General features: G+C 45.8%; 14 protein-coding genes. 4 read left to right on the top strand and 10 right to left on the bottom strand.

Annotation, left to right across the window (positions count from 1 at the left end; translation table 11 throughout):
- Nucleotides 1–135 precede the first annotated feature (135 nt).
- The 3 genes from ACNFVB_RS03200 (at nucleotide 136) to ACNFVB_RS03190 (ending at nucleotide 4,457) form a co-directional block, all read left to right on the top strand.
- Complete coding sequence (locus ACNFVB_RS03200; RefSeq protein ID WP_430738074.1) at nucleotides 136–2,688, top strand: RelA/SpoT family protein; 2,553 nt, start codon at nucleotides 136–138, stop codon at nucleotides 2,686–2,688.
- Nucleotides 2,689–2,764: 76 nt separating this feature from the next.
- Nucleotides 2,765–3,700 (top strand): bifunctional DNA-formamidopyrimidine glycosylase/DNA-(apurinic or apyrimidinic site) lyase, encoded by a 936-nt coding sequence (mutM, locus tag ACNFVB_RS03195; protein ID WP_430738073.1) that lies wholly within the window; start codon nucleotides 2,765–2,767, stop codon nucleotides 3,698–3,700.
- A gap of 316 nt (nucleotides 3,701–4,016) precedes the next feature.
- A complete protein-coding gene (locus ACNFVB_RS03190; protein WP_105244818.1) occupies nucleotides 4,017–4,457 on the top strand; it encodes a hypothetical protein in 441 nt (146 codons plus the stop codon).
- A 159-nt stretch (nucleotides 4,458–4,616) separates the two neighbouring features.
- On the opposite strand, the gene typA is transcribed toward ACNFVB_RS03190, so the two are convergent.
- A complete protein-coding gene (gene typA, locus ACNFVB_RS03185; RefSeq protein ID WP_198335993.1) occupies nucleotides 4,617–6,464 on the bottom strand; it encodes a translational GTPase TypA in 1,848 nt (615 codons plus the stop codon).
- Nucleotides 6,465–6,831: 367 nt separating this feature from the next.
- Entirely contained in the window at nucleotides 6,832–8,133 is a 1,302-nt protein-coding gene (locus ACNFVB_RS03180; protein WP_430738072.1) for an OmpA family protein, read from the bottom strand.
- A gap of 808 nt (nucleotides 8,134–8,941) precedes the next feature.
- Here ACNFVB_RS03180 and ACNFVB_RS03175 point away from each other — a divergent pair.
- Nucleotides 8,942–9,484, top strand: a complete 543-nt coding sequence (locus ACNFVB_RS03175; RefSeq protein WP_430738071.1) for a pilus assembly FimT family protein — start codon at nucleotides 8,942–8,944, stop codon at nucleotides 9,482–9,484.
- 130 nt (nucleotides 9,485–9,614) lie between these two features.
- Here the strand turns inward: ACNFVB_RS03175 and pdxJ are convergent, their stop codons facing one another.
- The 8 genes from pdxJ to ACNFVB_RS03135 all read right to left on the bottom strand — a co-directional run bounded on the left by pdxJ (nucleotide 9,615) and on the right by ACNFVB_RS03135 (nucleotide 18,638).
- On the bottom strand, nucleotides 9,615–10,394 hold the full coding sequence (pdxJ, locus tag ACNFVB_RS03170) for a pyridoxine 5'-phosphate synthase (RefSeq protein WP_430738070.1): 780 nt from the start codon (nucleotides 10,392–10,394) through the stop codon (nucleotides 9,615–9,617).
- A gap of 93 nt (nucleotides 10,395–10,487) precedes the next feature.
- Nucleotides 10,488–11,291, bottom strand: coding sequence for a DNA repair protein RecO (gene recO, locus ACNFVB_RS03165; RefSeq protein ID WP_430738069.1), 804 nt, complete (start codon nucleotides 11,289–11,291; stop codon nucleotides 10,488–10,490).
- Nucleotides 11,292–11,361: 70 nt separating this feature from the next.
- Nucleotides 11,362–12,378, bottom strand: a complete 1,017-nt coding sequence (gene era, locus ACNFVB_RS03160; RefSeq protein WP_288995734.1) for a GTPase Era — start codon at nucleotides 12,376–12,378, stop codon at nucleotides 11,362–11,364.
- 318 nt (nucleotides 12,379–12,696) lie between these two features.
- Nucleotides 12,697–13,494, bottom strand: a complete 798-nt coding sequence (gene rnc / locus ACNFVB_RS03155) for a ribonuclease III (protein WP_105244814.1) — start codon at nucleotides 13,492–13,494, stop codon at nucleotides 12,697–12,699.
- 93 nt (nucleotides 13,495–13,587) lie between these two features.
- On the bottom strand, nucleotides 13,588–13,980 hold the full coding sequence (locus ACNFVB_RS03150; protein ID WP_226941337.1) for a DUF4845 domain-containing protein: 393 nt from the start codon (nucleotides 13,978–13,980) through the stop codon (nucleotides 13,588–13,590).
- Between the two features lie 223 nt (nucleotides 13,981–14,203).
- The gene (gene lepB, locus ACNFVB_RS03145) at nucleotides 14,204–15,106 is read right to left on the bottom strand and encodes a signal peptidase I (protein WP_075102008.1); all 903 of its coding nucleotides are present in this window, start codon (nucleotides 15,104–15,106) and stop codon (nucleotides 14,204–14,206) included.
- A gap of 105 nt (nucleotides 15,107–15,211) precedes the next feature.
- Nucleotides 15,212–17,011: a translation elongation factor 4 gene (lepA, locus tag ACNFVB_RS03140; protein WP_274632853.1), complete on the bottom strand. Its 1,800-nt coding sequence runs from the start codon at nucleotides 17,009–17,011 to the stop codon at nucleotides 15,212–15,214.
- Between the two features lie 388 nt (nucleotides 17,012–17,399).
- A complete protein-coding gene (locus ACNFVB_RS03135) occupies nucleotides 17,400–18,638 on the bottom strand; it encodes a capsule biosynthesis protein (RefSeq protein ID WP_430738068.1) in 1,239 nt (412 codons plus the stop codon).
- Nucleotides 18,639–18,717 lie beyond the last annotated feature (79 nt).

Here is an 18,717-nt window from a genome sequence, read left to right as displayed (position 1 = left end):
TGCATTTTATAGCTGCTAAAAAAGGATTTTTTAGCAGTTGTATTGGTTTATAGCTGACACTTTGTGATCTCATCCAAAGTGCGTGCAGAGTAGATGAAGTTATAATCAATTCAAGATAGCTAAGAGGAGTCGGCTATGGTCAAAATTCGTGAAGGATTGCCGTTGGTGGATGGACAAACCACTCAAGCTGACAGTGCCACACTAGCGGCGCAACTGGTTGCGAGCCAGCGCTCTCACCAATCTGCCAATAGCTATGCCCAAATTCCCCTCGATATCAAATACCAACTGGCCACTCATAAGCTGCACACCACCTTTGATCGCTCCGCCGATTATGCGCTGCATACACATGACCCAAAACTTGCCAATGAGTATGCAAACAATCCGCTTTTGGACAAAAACAACACCCTAACCAAAAAAGAGCTGGAGGCGATTAATCTAGATCAAGTCAACATCGACGTCCCAACGTGGCTGGACAATGTCGCCAAACGTATCGGCCAAGATGCGGTGCCCAATCTCAGCGCGGCTTGTGAGTTTATTCGCAGCCATATGAATACCAGTGAGTCCGAGCGCTCAGGCGCTTATGTCACAGGTATTGGCATGACCGATATTTTGACGTACCTGTATCAAGACGAAGATGCCTTGGTGGCAGCGATGCTTTATCGTAGCGCGCGCAAGTCTATCATTAGCCTGACAGATATCGAAAAAAACTTCGGAGCAGACATCGCCACCTTGGTCAAAGATACCCTAGCGATGGGTAAGCTGTCGGAGATCATCGAGAGCAACAAGCGTTTAGAAGACCACTTTGTCAACAACCAGCGCGACCAGCTCTCTAACATCTACAGCATGCTCATCTCGGTCACCAACGATGTCCGTGTTGTACTGATAAAGCTTGCCGAGCGTACCTTTGCCATGCGTGAGCTGACGTTTTCTAGTAAGGAGCGGCAAAATCGCGTGGCGCGAGAAGTCATGACCATCTATGCCCCACTAGCGCACCGATTGGGTATCGCCCAATTAAAGTGGGAGCTAGAAGACTTGGCTTTTCGCTATCTGGCACCTGAGCGCTACAAAGAAATCGCTAAGCTGCTGTCAGAAAAACGCAGTGAGCGCGAGTCTTATATCCAGCGCGTGCAAGACAAGCTCAATGAGGCGCTGGCAGACGCCGGTATCGAAGGAGAAGTGTCGGGACGCGTCAAACACATCTACTCTATTTATCGAAAAATGAAGCTCAAAGGCTTATCGTTTGATCAGCTTTATGATATTCGGGCGCTGCGGGTTTTGGTCACCAGCCCCTCAGATTGCTATCACGTACTTGGGCTCGTGCATGGCTTATGGCGTTATATTCCTGAGCAGTTTGATGACTATATCACCAACCCGAAGTCCAACGGCTATCGCTCGCTGCATACTGCCGTCATTGCCGAAAACAAATCGCTGGAAGTACAGATTCGAACGCGCGAGATGCACTTTGAGGCCGAGCTTGGCATGTGCGCGCATGTCAATTATAAAGAAGGCCTAAAAAACAAAAAAGACAATTACCTCAATCAAAGAATCAGCTCGCTGCGGCAGCTTTTGTCCATTAATAACGAAACCCGCAATCAGCCGCGCTCAGCAGTTTTAGCAGGCGAAGAAATAGAAGAGCTGGAGCTTGATGAAGAAGAACAGTTAGTCGATTTCGATGAGCTGGAGCGCATTTATATCTTTAGTCGTGATGGCGATATCACCGAGCTGCCAAAAGGCGCGACCGTCCTTGATTTTGCCTATTATGTCCATACGCAGGTGGGCAACCGCGCACAGGCAGCGCGAGTCAATCAGCGCTATGTGCCGCTGACCTACCAGCTCAAAACGGGAGAGCAAGTAGAGATTATCACCAAAGCCTCACGTGAGCCTAATCGTGATTGGCTGGTGGCCTCACTTGGTTATATCCATACCAACCGTGCACGCTCAAAACTACGCCAATGGTTTAACAAGCAAGACCGTGACAAAAACATCGAGATTGGGCGGCAAATGCTCAGCAAAGAGCTTGAGCGCTTGTCCGTACATCCCAACAGCATTGATCTCAATGACTATACCCAGCATTTTAATGTCAATAATACCGATGATATCATCGTCGGGTTGGTCACCGGTGACATCGGCTTAAACCAGCTCACCAGTCATATCTCGCGTCAGCTGCAGCTAGAGCCGGAGCGACCGCCAGAGGATTTTGTACCCAGCATCGATACAAAAGACACAAGCAAGCTCGATGCCTATAAGATACGAATCGATGGACTGGATAATATCGAGATTAGCTTGGCGGGCTGCTGTCACCCTATCCATGGCGAACCCATCGCCGGCTATATCACCTTGTCACGCGGTGTCAGTGTCCACAATCGTGGCTGTCCAGAATATCTGCGTCTCATCGAGCGTGATCCTGAGCGCGAGGTAGAGGCCAGCTGGCGCGTCCAACCTGGCCGCTATCAACCAGTCGATATACATATAGAGGCCTATGACAGACGAGGGTTATTACGCGATTTGACACAGATTATTGACAAAGAAAACGTCAATATTCGCCAAGTTGAGACGTTAAGTAATGACGACAATATCGCTTTTTTGAAGTTCCATATCGAAGTATCAGGACTGGCGCACTTGTCTAAACTATTGGCCAAGCTCGAGCAGCAGCACGGTATCTTGCATGCCAGACGTGCCGTCGCATAAGGCGCGTATTTTTATAGCCTGTCCCTTGACCTGAGCTTACAAACTTACCTTAATCATAAAGTTATCATAAAGCATCATGCCAGAATTGCCTGAAGTAGAAACCACCAAGACCAGCCTAAGCCCCTTACATGGTCAGCAAGTCGCTGACATACAAGTGTTTCAGCCAAAACTGCGCTGGGCTATGCCAGATGATTTGGGAAGTTTGATTCATCATACCTTAGTCAGTGTGGAGCGCCGCGCCAAATACTTGATCCTAAACTTCTCACCCTCTACTTCTGATGATGGCTCTCAGCACGCTCATATAAAGGAGCCAAAAAAGCTATTGGTGCATTTGGGTATGTCAGGCAGCCTGCAACAACACGAGCATGCGACCGAAAAACGCAAACACGATCATCTGCTGATCACATTTCGCGATACTGACAACAACAAAACCCAGCTGCACTACTATGACCCTAGACGGTTTGGCTCGGTGCTCTGGTATCGAGACTATCGCACCAAGCTGCTTGATCACTTAGGCCCTGAGCCTTTGTCAGAGGCGTTCACCGCTGACTATCTGTACCATCTGATTCAGCGGACAACTGCACCTAACGACAGCAATAATACAGCGGCTGCCAGTACCACCAAATCAAAGAAGCAGCCGATAGCCCGCGCAATTAAATCAGTGATTATGGAGCAGCAGGTCGTCGTTGGTGTGGGCAATATCTATGCGACAGAAAGCCTATATTTATCAGGTATTCATCCCGCCACCCCAGCCCATCAGCTTTCCTATGAGCAGCTATTGGTTTTGGTCGCTCACATCAAAGATATTTTATTAAAAGCCATAGAGCTTGGTGGCTCGACTCTACGCGACTTTACGGTGGCAAGCGGCACCACAGGTTATTTTCAACAAACACTCAATGTTTATGGCAGACAAGGGGAAGCTTGTCCACACTGCGATACACCCCTCAAAAACATCAAACTTAACGGCCGCGCAAGTGTCTATTGTGCCAACTGTCAGCCTCTAAATCCTTAAGTGGCACTCACCTGTTAGCAGCTCAGCTGACTGTTATCTCATTGGTTTTAAACAACCACTCATAATGCTCTACTATTTATTTATCGATAATATAATCGCCGTTTCTATTTCCGCCGCGCGATTGTACGCATTTTTGTTGCTTATTGACGCACATCTTGCTTTAATAGTGCTAGCACTTACATAAGTTGTGCAAATCATTCATCTATCTGTAATATTTAAGCTGTCTATTATTGCGATAACTTTATAGAGACGCGGTTTCCTAGTTGCTTTAAAAGCACCAGCAAACCATATTAATCATAAGTTTTAGGATATCATTATGACTGTTAGAGCCAACAACCAACGCGCCGTTAAGCAAAAACTTTTTACAGCAGTCGCAAGCTTAGGTTTGATGGCGGCTAGCATGCAGCCTGCGTTGGCAGCGATAGAGATTGATGAAAGCGACTTTGGCCCCTCTTATGAAACCATGGTCGTGGATACCGTTGTGGGCAAGCCTTTGCAACTGGTCAATGCAGTTGCTGGCACCGCCGCTTATATCGTCAGTTTGCCATTTTCTATCATCGGGGGTAATCCAGATCAAGCGCAGCAAAAGCTGTTCGTTGAGCCGTGGAGTGCCATGGGTCGCTGCTTAGGCTGTACCGTCGCCGAAGATAACTATTATAAATCGCAAGCCGTCAATGATAACGTCGTACGTATCGTCGTAGACCAGCCATCAGAGATCTTAATCAATACCAATGATTATGTGGTCGTAACCCCTTAGTCTTTGCTTCTTTGCTCTAAATCTTATTATCTTTGTCCTAACGCATATGCAAAAAAAACGGCTAACCCTAGGGGGTTAGCCGTTTTTATTACTGAACTTTTAGCTTAAATAAACTTTCGTACTATATTTTAGCACTGAGTATTTAAGCTCTGGCTTGTCTTATGCTTTTTTGCTACGACTGTGACGCTTACGCTCATTTTCCGTCAAATAACGCTTACGGATACGGATGGCTTTTGGTGTCACCTCGACCAACTCATCATCTTGAATAAATTCAAGCGCTTGCTCAAGGGTGAACTTCACAGCTGGCGTCAATGTCAACGCTTCATCAGTACCACTAGCACGAACGTTGGTTAGCTGTTTTGCCGTCGTTGGGTTAACGGTCATATCATCACTACGTGAGTTTAGACCGACGATCATGCCTTCGTAGACTTCTAGCTGTGGCTCAGCAAATAGCTTACCGCGTTTTTGTAGGTTAAATAGTGCAAAACCTAGACATACGCCATTGGCCATAGATACCAACACACCATTAGCGCGGCCACCGACATCACCAATCTTTTGCGGACCATAGTGAGAAAAGCTCGATGTCATGATGCCCGTGCCTGAGGTTAGCGTTAAAAACTCAGAACGGAAACCAATCAAACCGCGCGCAGGCATCGTTGCCTCAATACGCATACGACCTTTACCATCAAGCTCCATATTGGTCATCTCGCCTTTACGTAGACCAACTTGCTCCATGATAGGGCCTTGATGCTCTTCTTCGATATCAAAAACCACGTTTTCATACGGTTCTTGTAGCTTACCATCGACTTCTTTTACGATAACTTCAGGACCTGATACCCCAAGCTCAAAACCTTCACGGCGCATGTTTTCGATCAATACTGAAAGGTGTAGCTCACCGCGACCTGATACTTTAAATTTATCAGGAGATTCTGTATCTTCTACGCGCAGGGCGACGTTGTGAATCAGTTCGCGCTCTAGACGCTCACGAATATTACGCGACGTCACAAACTTACCATCACGACCAGCAAACGGTGAGTTGTTTACTTGGAAGTTCATAGATACCGTTGGCTCATCAACCGTCAACGCTGGCAGGGCTTCTACATGGTTTGGATCACAGATGGTGTCTGAGATATTTAGTGCATCGATACCCGTGATACAAACAATATCACCTGCTTGCGCATCTTCTACATCGATACGCTCAAGACCGTGGTAACCCATGATTTTTAAAATACGGCCGTTACGTGTTTTGCCGTTTTTATCAATAATCGTGACCTGTGTGTTGGTCTTTACTTTACCGCGCTGGATACGACCAACCCCGATAACACCAACAAAGCTGTTGTAATCAAGGCTTGAGATTTGCATACGGAATGGCGCATCTGCATCTACTTGAGGTGGCTGTACCACATCAACGATGGTTTTAAATAGCGGCGTCATGTCTTCTGCCAAATCATCAGCATCTAAACCTGCAATACCGTTTAGCGCTGAAGCATATACTACTGGGAAATCAAGCTGCTCATCGGTTGCGCCCAAATTATCAAATAGATCAAAGATTTGATCCATGACCCAGTCAGGACGCGCGCCTGGACGGTCGATTTTATTGATAACCACGATCGGCTTTAGACCTTGTTCAAATGCTTTTTGCGTCACAAAACGAGTTTGTGGCATTGGGCCATCAACCGCGTCCACTACCAACAAGACGCAATCAACCATTGACATAACACGCTCGACTTCACCGCCAAAATCGGCGTGACCTGGGGTGTCTACAATGTTGATACGGTATTCGGTACCATCAGTCTGATCTGTCCAGCGGATGGCTGTGTTTTTAGCCAAAATAGTAATACCACGTTCTTGCTCAATATCACCTGAGTCCATCGCACGCTCAGCAATGTTTGCACGGTCGCCAAAAGTACCAGACTGATGTAATAACTTATCAACCAAAGTGGTTTTACCGTGGTCAACGTGGGCAATAATTGCAATGTTACGCAGGTGTTTGATATCGTTCGCCATATAAAATGCTCGTTTCGTCTTAAAAAAATGCAGTAGCAATAAGCGCCGCTGGATAAACTTTTATCATCAATCAGACAGGTATTTAATACTGATTTAAAAAGTCGTCCAATAAGTACCGACTTTTTAATTATTTCAAGAGAATCAAATACCTACACTGATAAATTCATCATACAGATAGCTATGCTAATGTACACTCTGTCAATTTACAGAATGTTTGGGCTGCTAGTATAACATTATTGCCCGATAAATTTATGTAATTACTTGCTTTTCTCAATACATAAATAAAAAAAAGCCACCCTATGGGCAGCTTTTTTTGTAACTATATATGAGTGTTTTTCACTCAAGACTTGAGTCTATCAGTTGTTATTTACTGAACAACCATGTCTTTAGTTTGCTCAACAGTCATTGTTTTGTCACCAGTGATGATGGCATAAACACGACGGTTCATAGCACGACCTTCTTCAGTGTCGTTTGGCGCGATTGGGTTGTTGTAACCATAGCCAACAGTGGTTAGACGGTTTGGCTCGATACCAAATTCGTTAGTTAGCATAGATTTAACCGCAACGGCACGAGCTTCAGATAGACGTTGGTTATAACGTGCTGAAGGACCAGTCTTAGAAGCATGACCTTCTACGCGAGCGGTAGAGTTAGGATACTCACGCATCTTCTCAGCAACTTTAGCGATTTCTGGCTTGTACTGGTTTTTGATCGTTGACTTGTCGTTGTCAAAGAATACGCGTAGTTCCATTTTTAGCTCATCAGTAATATCTACTGGAACTGGGCAACCGCGCTCATCAACGACAACGTTCATTGGAGTATCTGGGCAAGCGTCGATGCTATCAGGTACACCATCACCATCAGAATCAAGATCATCAACAACCACGACTGGCGTGTTGTCAACTACTGGCTCTTGCATAGGTGGTACTGCTACTGTAGGTGCTAAATGGCCACCAAGTACAACTTCTAGACCAGCCAATGCCATGCCTTCCCACCAGTTGTTGTCAAAGTTGTGAATCGCACGAGCTTCACCACGTAGGCTTAGTGCATCGTTAATACGATACATAGCACCTAGACCTAGGTTACCGATAGTGTCTTTAGAGTTTGATACTTCAGTACCAGCATTAACTGTACCTACAGACGAACCTTCAGCAGGACCATAAGTTTCTTGGTTTTCTACTTCAATTTTAGATTGACCAGCACCAACCAATACATATGGTTTGAATGCGTTGTCAGTGTAACCCGTGAACTCTTCAGTACCGATCAAGAAGTTACCAGAAAGCATGGTTTGTTCTACGTCAAAACGGTTTACGCCAGCGTCTGCTGATCTTTCTGAAGCTTCGCCATTGGTATTAGTAACACCATACTCAACTTGGAACTGCGTAGAAGGTGTCAATTCGATACCAAGAGCAGCACCAGTATAAAGACCGCTTTCTTGCGCTACGCCACCGTTTGGTACGTTACCGCCACGGCCATCAATTGAGTTACCGTTGCCATCGATATATAGGTCTTTACCAGTTTTTAGGATATCACGTTGCTTATCACTAGTATCGCTGAACTCTTCAGTCATGTGATAACCAAGTAATAGCGGGCTGATTGTTACGCCAGCATTTGCTGCTAAAGGCGCAGCTGCTACAGCAACCAGAGCTAGAGCAATTTTATTCAATTTCATGGACTTCCTCCAAAGGATAATTTTAGTGATGCGTTAAGCAAAACCGCTTCTAAAGACGCTCTAAAATAGACATCTCTTACGAATTTTAAGTTACAAAGCAAAACCAATTAAGGAGTAGCTTAGCGATTATCAATTCAGTTTACAACTTTTTTCGTTAACGAGCTACACATTATTACACGATAATGTCGTAACTAAAACACAATAACCAGCATAAGTTACCTAGAACTAACACACCTTACGCTTTTTATCTTTTGTATGTCAGTTCGCAATAGATAGTTCACTTAACAATACCTACTGTCTGAGCGTATTTTAATACAGTTAGTAATTTTTCTCTATTGTTAAAACCCAGCATTCACCAATTGAAACATTTTTTGACAGTAGACATATATTTTGTTTAAACTCCATAAGTCGACATTTATTTACTGTATATTGTAGTGTATTTATACAGTTTTATGTAAAGCAAATTAATGGCACTTTGATAAAAAAATAGCAATATATTTAAAAATGCAAATATAAAATGAAGTAACAAGGAAATAAGTGGGACCTCGTTATTAGATTCCTTCACTTAGTATAGGTTACACGCCTCATGAACTGGCTACTTAGGATAGAGCTACTTAGAGTTTGCCGCGTTGGTCGCGCTGGTAAAGTAACGTTGGTCTTGGGCGCACTGTTATTTGACAAAGTAAGACGTTACTTGCTTTATAAGAGAGATAAAGACAAGAGAGGTAAAGACTGTATAGCTTGGTCGCCACGCTCACCATATCCAATCACTTCATTAGATAAACCCAAAATCGCGAATTGTCCGCACGTGTATAAAAGTTGTCAGGGTTTCACCTTAATTCAGCTGATTATCACAGTTGCGATACTGGCTATTATAGCGATGATGGCGGCACCAGCCATACAGACGCAGCTGGCGCGGATGGAAGCTGAACGCGTCAAAAACCAATTAGAGGATACACTTGCTTTAGCCAAGGCTGAAAGTTTTATCAGAAGACAAAACGTGTTGCTGTGCTTATCAAACGCAGGTGGCCGCTGTCATAGAAACAGTGACAAAACCCTTTTGTTATTTATCGATAAAAATAACAACAAGCACTTCGATGCGCAGGTCGATCAGCTGTTGGTGCAGCAGTCACTGAAGCTAAAATACAGTAAGGTGATGTTACGCGTAGGCGGCAGACGCCACTATACTAAGTTTTGGGGAGATAGTGGCAAACCGCGTGGGCACTTTGGTCATATAAAATACTGCCCAACGGCCACTTATAATAAAGCCATGTATCTTATCTCATTTAATCAACAAGGTATCATCAAGCAAAAGCACAATGAGCATCATCCTACGCAGTGTAATAGCTAGGGCGTGCCTTCAATTCACTCGATAGTTATCTAAGTGGGCTAAAAACGGCTCAATAAAGAGTTGTTTTTCTTGCGTGCTGTGATGACGCCGCTCGCTGTATCCTTTTTATATCGGATTGGCTATATATGCATTAGCTGCCTTGATGCATAGCCTGCTTCATCATCAAGACGGCCTGCTCTAGTCCGGCAAATACGGCATCTGCGATGAGCGCATGGCCGATGTTTAACTCATAAATCCCTTCTATCTGTGCAATGGCATGGACATTGTCACGTGTGAGGCCATGACCTGCATTGACCAGTAGCTGGTTATTGAGACGTTGCGCAGCCGCAACCGCCGCTTTGATGCGCGCCAGCTCATTTTGCTGGGCATCTGCATCACCGGCCAAACCTGCTTCGGCATAAGCACCGGTATGTAGCTCGATGGCATCCGCGCCGCACTCGATGGCTGCTGCGACTTGTTTGTCGTCAGGGTCAATAAACAGTGACACTTTAATGCCCGCCGCTTGTAGCTTGCCGATATAATCGGTCAACCAAGCCAGTTGTCCTGCGACATCAAGACCGCCTTCTGTGGTTAGCTCAGCACGCTTTTCAGGCACCAGACATACCCAGTATGGCTTGACCTCACTGGCAATTTTTAGCATCTCCTCTGTTGCAGCGATTTCTAAATTCATTCTCGTCGTCAGCTGCTCTGCTATCTCATAAACATCAGCATCTTGAATATGGCGACGATCTTCGCGTAGGTGTATCGTGATACCGTCAGCGCCCGCCTTTTCACACAGTAAAGCGGCTGCCAAAGGGCTTGGATAATTGACACCGCGTGCTTGACGCAATGTCGCTACATGGTCAATATTGACTCCTAACAAAGGTTTTTGCAAAGTACCATGAGCGGCGGACGGTGAAGAAGTGGTCATAAGACATCCTTTTAATAACGAGACCTAATAGACAGGCATGACTATTGATAGACGTAACGATTGATTGATAAAGGTGACTACTGCTAGACGTAATCATTGATAGCGCCGCTGCTGCTGCCACAACAATCGACTTTGCAGGGGCTGATACTCTAATAAATGATCAATCAGATGACGATGTAGTTTTGACCAGTCGTTTAGCGTCGTGGTAGTGATGCCTGACTGCGCCATTGTTATGATATCTGCACCCAAAAACACCGCATAGCCACTGGCACTTGTTAAATGCTCAGACTCTATGGTGTCACGCGATATGGCCAAAAACCCAGCATCTGGCAAAAACCGATATAGTCCCTCAGGCACAATCGCGTCTTGCATACTGTCATGACTGAGAGTCAGGGTAAAACCAAGCTCATCAAATAGGTGCTTTTCAAATTGACGCAAGCATAGACGCAGCTGCTGCTGGGTCAAAGGCTGTTTGAGTTGGTATAGGCTGTTTTGGTAGTGCTGCCACAGTACCGGCATTGGGTCTTCGGTTGGCAAAAGACGCCACAATATCTCGTTGAGATACAATGCCGAATACTGCTGCTGACCCGTGATTGTCTCATAAGGCATGGCAGCAAGCGTGTGAGCGTCATCTACCGCTGTATCATCGGGATGAGCATCTAAAGAGACTTTTTCATGTCTATTACTGTTACTGTGTACAGCGATGTTGATTTGACTAAACGTCTTTAAATCACGCTTGCCACTGGCAAATAGCTGCAAAGGCATAAATAGCGGTGCGCCTTTTTTGCCAACCCCATGTATGACCCCATGCTGCTGAGAAAAAAGACAATATAATGCGCGCTTTTCTTGATAAGGACGCTGATGCAATAAGTAACCTGTCAACGCTTCGTTACGCATGTCTATTACCTCAGCACCCATGTTTATCAGGCGGCTTAAAAACGTCTATACCTATCGGTATCGCTGCTCATCAATAGCCCAAACTGGTCAAGGCTCGTTCGTCATCAGACCAGCCACGTTTGACTTTTACCCATAAGGTCAGCATGATTTTTTTGTCAAACAGTTGCTCCATATCCTTGCGAGCGTCCATGCCGACTTGCTTGATACGCTGGCCTTTATCTCCGATGACGATGGCTTTTTGTCCGCTACGCTCCACATAGATGGTCGCATCAATAAAGGTACAAGCTTTGCGTGGACGGCCAGTTTTGGCATCTGTATGCGCAGGCTCGTCTTTGAACTCATCAATTTGCACGGTCAAATCATAGGGCACTTCATCGCCTGCACTGCGCATGATTTTTTCGCGAATGATTTCACTGGCCAAAAAGCGCTCTGAGCGGTCGGTGATTTGCTCGGTATCATAAATAGGCGACGCCACTGGTAAGTGTGAGGCGATCACCTCTTGTAAGCGATCGAGGTTTTGGTTTTTTAGCGCAGACACAGGAACGATATCAGCAAAGTCAAAACTTTCGTGGAACGTTTCGATCAGGGGCAAGAGCGTACCTTTATCCTTTAAGGTATCAGCTTTATTGATTACCAATACCACGGTCAGATCTGTCTCACCAAGTTTTTGCAAGGTAAGCAGATCGTCATCGCGCCATTGATCCGAGTCGACCACAAATAGCACCAAATCAACATCGACCAAAGCCGAAACCGCGGCTTTGTTCATACGCTCATTGATTGCCCGTACTTCGTTACGATGGATACCTGGCGTATCGACAAACACCGCTTGCATCTCATGGTTTGACAAAATACCGTGGATACGATGTCTGGTGGTTTGCGGCTTGCGCGAGGTAATAGACAGTTTTTGCCCAAGCAAGTGGTTCATCAGTGTCGATTTACCCACGTTTGGACGACCAACAATCGCCACATAGCCCGACTTGAAATCTTCCGCGATACGCGTCTGACTACTCGGGGCAAAAAACGCCTCAATGGTGGCATCGTTTTCTAATGAGACATCTTCTGACTGATTGATCTCGTCTGTGCTCATTGCTACCTGATTTTGGTCTGCGGGCATGGGGGTGTTTTCAGTCATATTGTCAGTATTATCTGCATTGTGTGATGGCAAATCAGAATGATTGCTCATAAGGTAATCCTGTAGGGTTTATCACCAGCCAAACGGTGTTTGATAAAAAATCACTAGGCGTTAAATGGTGCATTATCACCAATATTAAAACATCCATTGCGTTATGGGCTAATAATATAGGTAAACATTTATAATATATGCGGTCAAGACGAGTAAAATCAACGTGGACAAACTTACCTTGCAATAACCATATTATATGTCAGGCTGTGGGTTTATCACTTGCTATAAGCGTTTTTTGGCAGAGTTTGGCAGCTTGTGCAACTGATTAATCATCAGCTCGGCCGCTTTTTGCTCAGCGATACGGCGACTCTCACCAGACTCAGTAATGTCAGGGCATTCATTGATATTGACATGACAGCGCACCACAAATATCTGATGCGGCGCATTCCCTCGAGTTTCTAATAGCTCATAATGCGGTAAATCAAATTGCTTGGACTGTAGCCACTCTTGCAAACGACTTTTGGCATCTTTTAAGGCTTTTTGATCGTTGACATTGTCGATCAAATCCCCATACCACGACAGTACGCACTGGCGCGTGATGTCCATGTCTTGGCTATCTAGGTAAATCGCCCCAATCAAAGACTCTACAGCATCGGCCAAGATAGAAGCGCGATTGCGTCCGCCACCTTTACGCTCACCCACGCCTAAAATTAAATGGTTGGATAGCTCAAGATTTTGCGCGATGATTACCAGCGACTCTTGACGTACCAAGGTGGCTCGCATACGCGTCAATCGCCCTTCATTTTGCGTCGGATAACGATGGTACAAAGCTTCTCCGACGATCATCCCTAGCAGGGCGTCACCCAAAAACTCTAAACGCTCGTAGTTTTTTTTGCTGTCAAAAGAGCGGTGCGTCAGCGCAAGCTTTGGCAAGCTCAAATCGTTGAACACATAGCCTAATTTGCGCGTCAAAACCGCTAATCGTTGGGCAAACTCTGTACTTACAACGTGGTTGTCGACAGACGTGCTATTTTTTTTGGGAGTAGTAACCGCTTGGGAATGCTGCGAAGTTGGTTTCATGCGTGGCTTATGGTTATCCCTTCTGTTTTTACTGAGGTGGTGAATGGTTAGAATGATAAATGCGCTATAAAAATCATCGGCGGCTCGGCTGCGCTACTCTGCGCTATTCATATCGATATCGGCCTCAAAACGATTGACGATATCGACATTGCCAAAGAAGTTATTGGTGACCGCATACTGCTTATGAATCGCCAGTTGACCCGTTTTTTTATTGGTAAAGGTAAAGACATCTTCTGCTTTGGTGTCATAATCAGCGTTGATAGATAGCTGCCGATTGACACGTTCGACGTACTGTCTGGCGGTTTCATTATTATTATTCGACTCTTTTAGCTGGGCACTCAAAGTCTTATTTAACTGGTAATCACCGATGTGAGCGGGTACGATAGCAACGATGAGTTTGGCAGCAACACCCAAAACCATAATGACTAAAACGATACTGGTCACACTTGCACCGCGCTGCGTTGCCAAGCCAGATATCTGCTGCATGATTCTTTTCCTCTACTGGTCCATATTGATAAATCACTATTTTTAACCGCCGCCTACCTATGAGGCGATCGTTGATTAGATAGTAACAATAGTAGCACAAAACTATTATCGATAAAAAAACCAATAGCGGCGCTGCTGCTTTTTATCAGCACACATATCAAGCTTGTACGCGCTGCCTCAAACCAAACCCTAAGTGAAGAGGCGCTCTAGTCAGCCTTTACGGTTAGTGAATCGTACCGTTACGTGCAAAAGTGGGCAGGTTTAGACCTGGTGGCTTATGCATCCAGATGTAGACCGCTTTGCCCGCTAGGTTTTGTTCGGGCACAAAACCCCAAAACCGACCGTCAGCACTGCGATCACGGTTATCACCCATCACAAAATACTGACCTTCTGGTACCTGGATACGCCACTGTGTACCCTCAGAGCTGACCACTTCTGGCGCTTGCTGCTGCAAAAAAGGCGCATATTGCGCGCTATTCATATCGGTCAAGTAGCGCACAAGATGCGTCGTATCCCCTTGGGTTTCGGCAAAATACTGCGCTTCACGCTCTTCTTGCTGGCCCATGGCAGCAGCACTCTCTTCGGTGAGTATTTGACCGGGGGCAATCTGTCCTGGCAAATAAAGCTGAGACGTCAGATCTGTATTGGCCGTAAAGCTGACAGGCTTGGTTTTCACTGGTACGTCATTGATCGCAAGCGTCCCGTTATCATAGCTCACCGTATCCCCTGGCAGACCAATCACACGCTTTATGTAGTAAATACTTGGGTTTTCTGGATAGCGAAACACGGCCACGTCGCCATGCTCAGGCTCGCCTGTGTCCAATACTTTATTGTACGTCAAAGGCAGACGCACACCATACGCATACTTATTGACCGCGATAAAGTCGCCTGTGTACAGCGTAGGCACCATCGATGATGAGGGAATATTAAAAGGCTCAATCAAAAATGAGCGTACCACTAACACTACGGCCAATACGGGGAAAAAGTCATAGGCCCAGCGGACCAATAAGCTCTCCTTGCCGCGTCCGCGAGTCTTACGCTGTTTGAGGGTCAACTTATCTAATAGCCAAATGATACCTAAGCCGATGGTTAATGGCACTAAAATTAAATTAAAATCAAAATCCATAATAACTTGCCTATTAACAAGCGGCTTATCTTATTGCAGCATCGATAAGATCAAACCATATGTGACGTATTTTTTATCAAACCTTTACCAAAGCAGCATGTACTCTTAGCTATCCACTTGCAGCACGGCTAAGAAGGCTTCTTGTGGAATCTCGACGCTACCCACCTGCTTCATACGTTTTTTACCCGCTTTTTGCTTAGCCAACAGCTTTTTCTTACGTGATACGTCACCGCCATAACATTTGGCTAGGACATCTTTACGCATGGCTTTGACCGTACTACGACCGATAATTTGGCTACCAATCGCCGCCTGAATTGCCACATCAAACATCTGACGCGGAATCAGCTCTTTCATCTTGGTCACTAGCTGGTTGCCACGGAAGCGTGCTTGGTCCTGATGTACAATCATCGCTAGCGCATCAACTCGATCACCATTGATGAGTACATCCACTTTCACCAGCTTATCGACTTGATAACGCTCAAAGTTATAATCCAATGAGGCAAAGCCGCGCGAGACTGATTTTAGACGGTCAAAGAAGTCCATGACCACTTCACCCATCGGAATATCAAAGATCAGCTGGACTTGCTTGCCCATAAAGCGCATATCGACCTGTACACCGCGGCGCTCGATACACAAAGTCATGACGTTGCCCAAGTAATCTTGCGGCACTAAAATCTGACAACGGGCAATCGGCTCGCGGAACTCTTCGATATTGTTTGGCTCAGGCAATCTCGATGGATTATCGACATAGATAATCTCACCGTTTTTTTTGACAATCTCATAAATCACCGACGGCGCAGTGGTGATCAAATCCAAGTCATACTCGCGCTCTAAACGCTCTTGGATAATCTCCATATGCAGCATGCCCAAAAAGCCACAGCGGAAACCAAACCCTAACGCATCCGAGGTGTCTGGCTCAAAGAAAAGCGAGGCGTCGTTGATTTGTAGTTTTTGTAAGGCTTCACGGAATTTTTCAAAATCATTGGCATCGACAGGGAACATGCCTGCATAGACCTGCGGAGTGATTTGCTGAAAACCTGGGATACGCTCAACGTCAGGCGTGCTGGCATGCGTGATGGTATCGCCTACCGGCGCGCCTGCGATGTCCTTGATACCAGCGATGACAAAACCCACTTCCCCTGCTTCTAGGACGCCGGTGTCGACAGGTTTTGGCGTAAAGACACCGATAGAGCTGACAGGATGAGATTCTTTGGTCGATTTGATATAAATCTTATCGCCTTTTTTCACCGTCCCTTCACGGACACGAACCAACGATACCACGCCCAAATAGCTGTCAAACCAAGAGTCAATGATAAGGGCTTGTAGCGGGGCTTCGCGGTCGCCTGTGGGCGCAGGGATAACATCTACTAACGTTTCTAATAGCTTATCGACACCTAGACCTGATTTGGCAGAGACACGCGGCGCATCAATGGCTTCAATCCCGATGATGTCTTCAATCTCTTGAATCACGCGCTCAGGCTCTACTTGTGGCAAATCAATTTTATTTAAGACTGCCATAACCTCCAAACCTTGATCGACCGCGGTGTAGCAGTTGGCCACCGACTGTGCTTCGACGCCTTGCGCGGCGTCCACCACCAGCAGTGCCCCTTCACAGGCAGCAAGTGAGCGCGACACTTCATAAGAAAAGTCGACGTGGCCTGGTGTGTCAATAAAGTTAAGCTGATAGCGCTCGCCATTTGGATGGTCATAAAACAAAGTGACCGACTGCGCCTTAATCGTGATACCGCGCTCACGCTCGATATCCATGGAGTCGAGTACCTGCGCTTGCATCTCGCGATCTTGCAAGGCACCGCACATCTGGATAAAACGATCGGCAAGCGTCGACTTGCCATGATCAATGTGGGCAATGATTGAAAAGTTACGAATATTTGCTAATGCAGTCACAAAGCGCCTACTAAATTAAGGGTGATAGAATAAAAGATTCGAGCAAATGCTGTCAGGCGCATGTCACACGGTCGCTATCTAAAAAGTCGCTATCTAAAAACTGGCGACCTATAAATGAGCCATAAAGATCCAGACATTATCAGACCGACATCCGGTATCACTATCTTTAACCAACCACTGAAGACGCCAACCGTTATGCGCAAACATAAAAGCGTATTCTAGCAGTTTTCCACTATAAAGTAAGGCGATTTTATTTGTTGGCAAAGTATTTACCAGTGAGGTTACAAGCCGATAACGCTACAGAAAAAAAGAAGGCAACAGATTGTTGGCTAATTTGTTTATCGCGCCTGTGTCTTTTGCGATATTTCACGTTTATCCCCGTTATTTTTTAGGGCATCTTACTCTCAGAGAACGCCGAATTGTCAGTGTCTTTTGTCGCGCTCAGATACTTATATATCCATGGCGACTTGCCATAAAAAGCACCATTTAGCTGAGTTTGCTCTATCAGATACTCACGAAAGCGCAGATAAAACTCGTTGTCGGGGCCCTTTGGCTGCTGCCAGAATTTATCGAGTGGCTTTTGATCCGTCAGTTTGGGAGTGTCATAGATAGCGCGGCCCATAACTTTGGTCGGTTTTTTATGATATATCGATTGTAGACCCGTGGTGCTATTGATGGTCACCATTCCGATACTGTGCTTCATCAAGGTGGGCAGATGCATATCACAGCCATAAAACACTCGGTTTGCGACTTGATAGCGCGCTGCCAAACTTGCTACCAACTCGCGATAATCCCGATGACCTCGGTCTAGCGGATGATGCTTAAATACCAGCAGCTGCGCAGCATCGGCATGATGGGCAAAGCTTGCGATGGCCTCGTCAATAAACTGCACCACATCACGATAGTCACTGTGATGAGTGATTTGCGAGTCATTATGCACCTGTAAGCTAATCAAAAAATAATTGTTGCTATCTTGCCGCGTTAGCCGCTGTTGTAAGCGCTTGTCAGGTAAGTAGCCACGTAGCTTGCGCCACGGTGCTTTTAGCCAAGCGATTGCCTCTTGCCAGGCGGTCATGCCACGATAATGGGAATAATGCGGGTAGCGGCTTTTATACAGCCAAGTGGCCGCATAGTAAACGACAGCCGCGACGCTCAAGCGATAAAAGCGATTATGCGTATATAGCGGCTGGTCGTTGGCTTTTTTCAGCGCCTTGATATCAGCCGTATTGAGGCGTGAGTAGCCATTGATGCCATGCTCTTGCAAGGTGATGTAATCAGGGCGCAAATAGCCTTCTTCAAATACGAAAAATGAGGTGCCTAGCTGCTCACCGACCCGCGCCGCTTGAGTATGGTGCGGACGGCAGTCGCCAAAGCAGACGATGGCATCGATCCCTTGCTCTTGAATAAAAGCAGACAACCACGACGAAAACTGCGCCAATGTGCCTGTGTATTCGTAAGTATTGGGATGATGATAAAACAGCGCATCGCCAGCATTAAAGTTAATCTTGCTGACCTTGATATCTTGCGTCTGCAAAAAGCTTGAGAAACGATGAAAAAACCCGCCCATTTTTCCTTGTAATAGCAAGACATGTCGATGAGTAAGCAGATGAGACATCGAAGCTGTCATAGTATCAAATTACCATTAATCAAAGAAAAAGAAGGTCGCATTAAAACAGGCCAATATACAAAAAAACCGCATAAACGAC

Origin of the sequence: Psychrobacter sp. VH5 (assembly GCF_050572635.1) — a bacterium.
Lineage (GTDB): Bacteria > Pseudomonadota > Gammaproteobacteria > Pseudomonadales > Moraxellaceae > Psychrobacter > Psychrobacter celer.
Note: the sequence above shows the minus strand (reverse complement) of the source record. Positions and strands in the feature narration are given on the sequence as shown.

What these genes read in the sequence shown, in the direction of transcription:
- ACNFVB_RS03200 (WP_430738074.1), top strand. Translation starts at nt 136, where the DNA reads ATGGTCAAAATTCGTGAAGGATTGCCGTTGGTGGATGGACAAACCACT.
- mutM (WP_430738073.1), top strand. Translation starts at nt 2,765, where the DNA reads ATGCCAGAATTGCCTGAAGTAGAAACCACCAAGACCAGCCTAAGCCCC.
- ACNFVB_RS03190 (WP_105244818.1), top strand. Translation starts at nt 4,017, where the DNA reads ATGACTGTTAGAGCCAACAACCAACGCGCCGTTAAGCAAAAACTTTTT.
- typA (WP_198335993.1), bottom strand. Translation starts at nt 6,464, where the DNA reads ATGGCGAACGATATCAAACACCTGCGTAACATTGCAATTATTGCCCAC.
- ACNFVB_RS03180 (WP_430738072.1), bottom strand. Translation starts at nt 8,133, where the DNA reads ATGAAATTGAATAAAATTGCTCTAGCTCTGGTTGCTGTAGCAGCTGCG.
- pdxJ (WP_430738070.1), bottom strand. Translation starts at nt 10,394, where the DNA reads ATGACCACTTCTTCACCGTCCGCCGCTCATGGTACTTTGCAAAAACCT.
- recO (WP_430738069.1), bottom strand. Translation starts at nt 11,291, where the DNA reads ATGCGTAACGAAGCGTTGACAGGTTACTTATTGCATCAGCGTCCTTAT.
- era (WP_288995734.1), bottom strand. Translation starts at nt 12,378, where the DNA reads ATGAGCACAGACGAGATCAATCAGTCAGAAGATGTCTCATTAGAAAAC.
- rnc (WP_105244814.1), bottom strand. Translation starts at nt 13,494, where the DNA reads ATGAAACCAACTTCGCAGCATTCCCAAGCGGTTACTACTCCCAAAAAA.
- ACNFVB_RS03150 (WP_226941337.1), bottom strand. Translation starts at nt 13,980, where the DNA reads ATGCAGCAGATATCTGGCTTGGCAACGCAGCGCGGTGCAAGTGTGACC.
- lepB (WP_075102008.1), bottom strand. Translation starts at nt 15,106, where the DNA reads ATGGATTTTGATTTTAATTTAATTTTAGTGCCATTAACCATCGGCTTA.
- ACNFVB_RS03135 (WP_430738068.1), bottom strand. Translation starts at nt 18,638, where the DNA reads ATGACAGCTTCGATGTCTCATCTGCTTACTCATCGACATGTCTTGCTA.